Source organism: Streptococcus sp. 263_SSPC (genome assembly GCF_001071995.1).
Lineage (GTDB): Bacteria > Bacillota > Bacilli > Lactobacillales > Aerococcaceae > Granulicatella.
This window is the reverse complement of sequence record NZ_JVNU01000039.1, coordinates 1-3857: the sequence shown is the minus strand read 5'-3', so window position 1 is coordinate 3857 and position 3857 is coordinate 1. Positions and strand designations below refer to the sequence as shown.

5 protein-coding genes are annotated in these 3857 nt (G+C 38.2%); all 5 read left to right on the top strand.

Features of this window, described 5'->3' with window-relative positions; all coding sequences use genetic code 11:
- The coding region (locus ADH02_RS06165; RefSeq protein WP_048783459.1) for an AAA family ATPase at nt 1-561 on the top strand (561 nt) is incomplete at its 5' end.
- 20 nt (nt 562-581) lie between these two features.
- Nucleotides 582-1091 (top strand): hypothetical protein, encoded by a 510-nt coding sequence (locus tag ADH02_RS06160; RefSeq protein WP_048782022.1) that lies wholly within the window; start codon nt 582-584, stop codon nt 1089-1091.
- Between the two features lie 15 nt (nt 1092-1106).
- The gene (locus ADH02_RS06155; RefSeq protein ID WP_048782023.1) at nt 1107-1928 is read left to right on the top strand and encodes a bifunctional DNA primase/polymerase; all 822 of its coding nucleotides are present in this window, start codon (nt 1107-1109) and stop codon (nt 1926-1928) included.
- Nucleotides 1929-1930: 2 nt separating this feature from the next.
- On the top strand, nt 1931-3256 hold the full coding sequence (locus tag ADH02_RS06150) for a virulence-associated E family protein (protein ID WP_048783457.1): 1326 nt from the start codon (nt 1931-1933) through the stop codon (nt 3254-3256).
- Nucleotides 3257-3570: 314 nt separating this feature from the next.
- Nucleotides 3571-3857, top strand: a 287-nt coding sequence (locus tag ADH02_RS06145) for a hypothetical protein (RefSeq protein ID WP_048783455.1), incomplete at its 3' end; no start/stop codon positions are given.

Sequence of the window (3857 nt, the reverse complement as noted above, 5' to 3'; positions counted from 1 at the left end):
TTAGCTCTACAAACGCAAGAACATTCATACGAGACAGTCGTAATCGATGTTATCGACGATGTTATCGAGATGATTAAAATCGCTGTGTGTGATGAGCTAACTCCACCAGGGAAACCTCGATTGAAGTCGTTGTCTGAAATCCCATACGGGAAAGGTTATGACTTCTTCAACCAGGCTATTACGGAACTGGTTATTGACCTCAAAGCATTACCGATGAATGTGATTTACATCAGCCGTCAAATCTCAGAATATGACGATAACGGAAATGCTACTAAAGACAAACCAAGCTTGAAAGATAAGTACGTGAACCTTATCAACGGGAATTCAGATTTAATGATCCACACAGAAAAAATCGGGAATAACTACAATCGTGAAGTCGACAGAAAACGTAAGACTTACTATGCGGACCAGGTGGATGACAAAGCGATTTTGAAAATTTTATCAACAATCAGAGGCGCAGTTGAACCACCTCGTAAGCAACAAGCAGCAACAAAGTCAGCTGCAAAACCAACAAAACAGGAAACTGTTGAAGTTTCTAATAACGAAGATGAATTATTTTAAAACTAAAGGAGAAATGAAAAATGAGTTTATTAAGTATTGCAAAGAAAATTAAAGAAGATGGATTTGACCCTCGTAAAGATAGCGTGAACGGACCTGCAGCGTTACCAGCCGGTGATTACACAGTTGTATTAAAACGAGTACAATTTAACATTGCACCAAGCGGATGGGAAAGTTTAGGGTTCACGTTTGAAGTCCGTGAAGGTGAATTTAACGGACGTACTGAATATGTATCTTTTGGAACATTATCTGAATGGAACGGCAAAGACCTTTCTTGGTCAGTAGAACGAACAATCAAGTTCTTTACTAAAGCGATTGAACTTGCTGGAGATAAAGTTATGAAGAACGACTTCGAAGACGGAAGAGCATTAGCTGATGCATTAGAACGTAAAGCAGTTGGTTCTTACTTCACATTAAAAATCCTAGAAACAAAAGGTAAAGAAGACAAAGTATATCGCAACTATGATATTGAAGAAAATGCTGAAAATGCGATGAATACAGTTGTTGTAGAAGAAGACGATTTACCTTTCTAAAAATAAGGTGATCTCATGCATTCAATGAAAGAATATGCGCTGTTGTATCAGCAAAAAGGGTTTTCGGTCATCCCGATTAGTTCTACAACTAAAAGACCATTAATTGAATTTGCGGATAAACCACCTCTTGATGCTGATGGAATTAACGAAGTTTGGAGTAAATATCCAAATGCAAACATCGCACTAAGGACTACAAATTTCTTCGTGATTGATATTGACAAACACGGACAAACCAGTGGATTTGATTCGTTGAAGAATTGGGAACATTTAAACCTAATCGAACCCACACTTCAAGCTAAGACGGCATCAGGAGGTAAGCACCTATTCTATTTCAAGCGTGATGATATCCACATCAGTCAAATGATTGGATTCCTACCAGGAGTGGATATCAAAGCGCATGAAAACAATTATGTGTTGGTTGCTCCTTCTGCAACGGATAAAGGGCAATATGAATGGGACATGGAAAAATCTCCCGAAAAAGGAACGATGATTACTCCCTCCAGAGCGTTGATTGAAGCCATCATTCAACAATACAAAATCACCAACGGGCGTGAATTTGATTACAGCGACGGGTTGAGGTCGTGGGTTAGTAAGGGTCGGACATCTGGAAAGACAAAAACGACAGAACTGTTTGAAATCATCGCCAATGGATTAGGGGATGAAGGGAATCGTAATGATAAGCTTGCTAAATTTGTGGGTGGGCTTTTATGGCGAGGAGTGGACGAGATGGATGTGTTGACGTTAGCTAAAATAGCTAATACCAACACTCCAAACCCACTATCGATGCAAGAATTAGAAAGAACAGTAGTAAGTATGATTAACAAAGATAGGAGGTGATTGTGATTGGCGAAGTAGTGAGTTTTTATAAGGATTATGAACCGATAAAAAATAGCAATGGAACTTTAAAAACGAACAGTCCAGTAAATGTGTTGAACGCATTTCGAGCTGATGATCAGTTAAATCTCTATCTGAAGCATAACGAATTCTCCCAAGAGCACGAATTAACAAGAGATATCCAACTTGGAAACACGCTTCTGAAAAAAGGAGAGCTGCCTTCGAATTTCGAATCAGTTGTTAAGGTTTATTTTGAGAATGTCACTGGTGCAGCATTTACAGCTCAAGCGATGATTGACGGCATGGAAACCTTCTTATCTGAACGGTCCTACAATCCAGTGAAAGAGTATATGGAAGAAGCTGAGAAAGGCTGGGATAAACGCAAACGCATTGGACAAATGCTGCAAGTCTATTTAGGAGCTAACCAAGACCCTCTAGTGTCTAAAATCGCTGAAATGTGGATGGTAGGCGCTGTTGCTAAAGTATATGAACCTTACGTTAAATTTGACTACGTTCTGGACTTAGTTGGTGGGCAAGGTGTTGGTAAGACTTCTTTCTTACAAAAGCTTGGTGGACACTGGTATACGGATGCGGTAACTGATTTTGCAAACAAAGACAACTATGACATCATGCTAAAACATTTGATAGTGAATGATGACGAAATGGTCGCTAGTGATCGCATGAGTTTCGCAGAAACGAAATCGTTCATCTCAAAAACGAGTTTACGATTCAGGAAACCGTACATGAGAAGAACGCAAGAATTCGCAAAGAATTTCGTTTTAGCACGCACAAGCAATCACGTTGAATATCTAAAGGATAAAACAGGAGAACGTCGGTTCTTGCCTGTACTAGCATGTAATAGCAAACAAAAAAAGCATCCTATGAAGATGACGGATGAAGTTGTAAAGCAAATTTGGGGTGAAGCCGTCACCCTTTATAAAAGCGGTGTGGATTTGATGTTTGATGAAGAAACGGAAGCTGAATTAGTTGAATATCGTGAGCAATTCATGTTCAGAGATGAGATTGAACTTCAAATTCTTCAGTACTTGGAAATGCCCGTTCCTAAGGATTGGGAAACAAGAACAACAACTGATCAGTATATTTACACGACTAAATATTTTGCAAACAGTCCTGACTGGACTTCAGGTGGACAAACGATGAATCGAGTGGCTACTCGGGAGATTATGTTCAATCTATTCCATAAAGAATCGAACGACCAAAAACTATCTCGAAAGATAAGTTTTATTATGGATAATTTACTAGATTGGAAGAAAGAACGATTCAGAGTCAACGGAAAATTAATAAGAGGTTATCAAAGAATTATTACCTAATTTGTGACACGTACTGGTGTCACAAAACTAAAAACGTGTCACACTTGTGACTCGTTGTGCCGGCAATGTGACACGTTTTTTTAAAATGGTGTCACACTTCAAAATGTTGTTACATCAACGTTTATAGATACTTTTTTATATATATGTGACACCTGTGACATGTTTTTTAGTAAAAAAGTAAAAAGTAAGTATAAAAGCCTATTAAATCAACATTCTTATATTTATATTTTATATTTTTCAAAAAAACGTGTCACACATGTCACACGTGTCACAGGTCATGAATTAGAAGAAAAAATAGCAAAGGAGCGATGCTCATGAATAGTATAAAAATGTATGTCATTAGAGACGCGAAGAGTCCTCAATGGTACTTCCAACATATCGAAGATTACTCAAGCATGATGGGATATCTTGCAAAGAACCATCCACGATATACGCATAAATTTACAACTGATATTAAACAAGCGATGCACTTTGGAACGACGAATGAAGTCTTGGAATTTATTAAAGAACATTCTATCGAAGGGACTATCGTTAAGGACCCGTATCAAGAACGAATTAGCAAAACGGCATTTAAGTACATGGGTGAGAATTACGGTGAAGC

Excerpts from the sequence above, each read along its gene's own strand:
- ADH02_RS06155 (WP_048782023.1), top strand. The coding sequence starts at position 1,107 with ATGCATTCAATGAAAGAATATGCGCTGTTGTATCAGCAAAAAGGGTTT.
- ADH02_RS06160 (WP_048782022.1), top strand. The coding sequence starts at position 582 with ATGAGTTTATTAAGTATTGCAAAGAAAATTAAAGAAGATGGATTTGAC.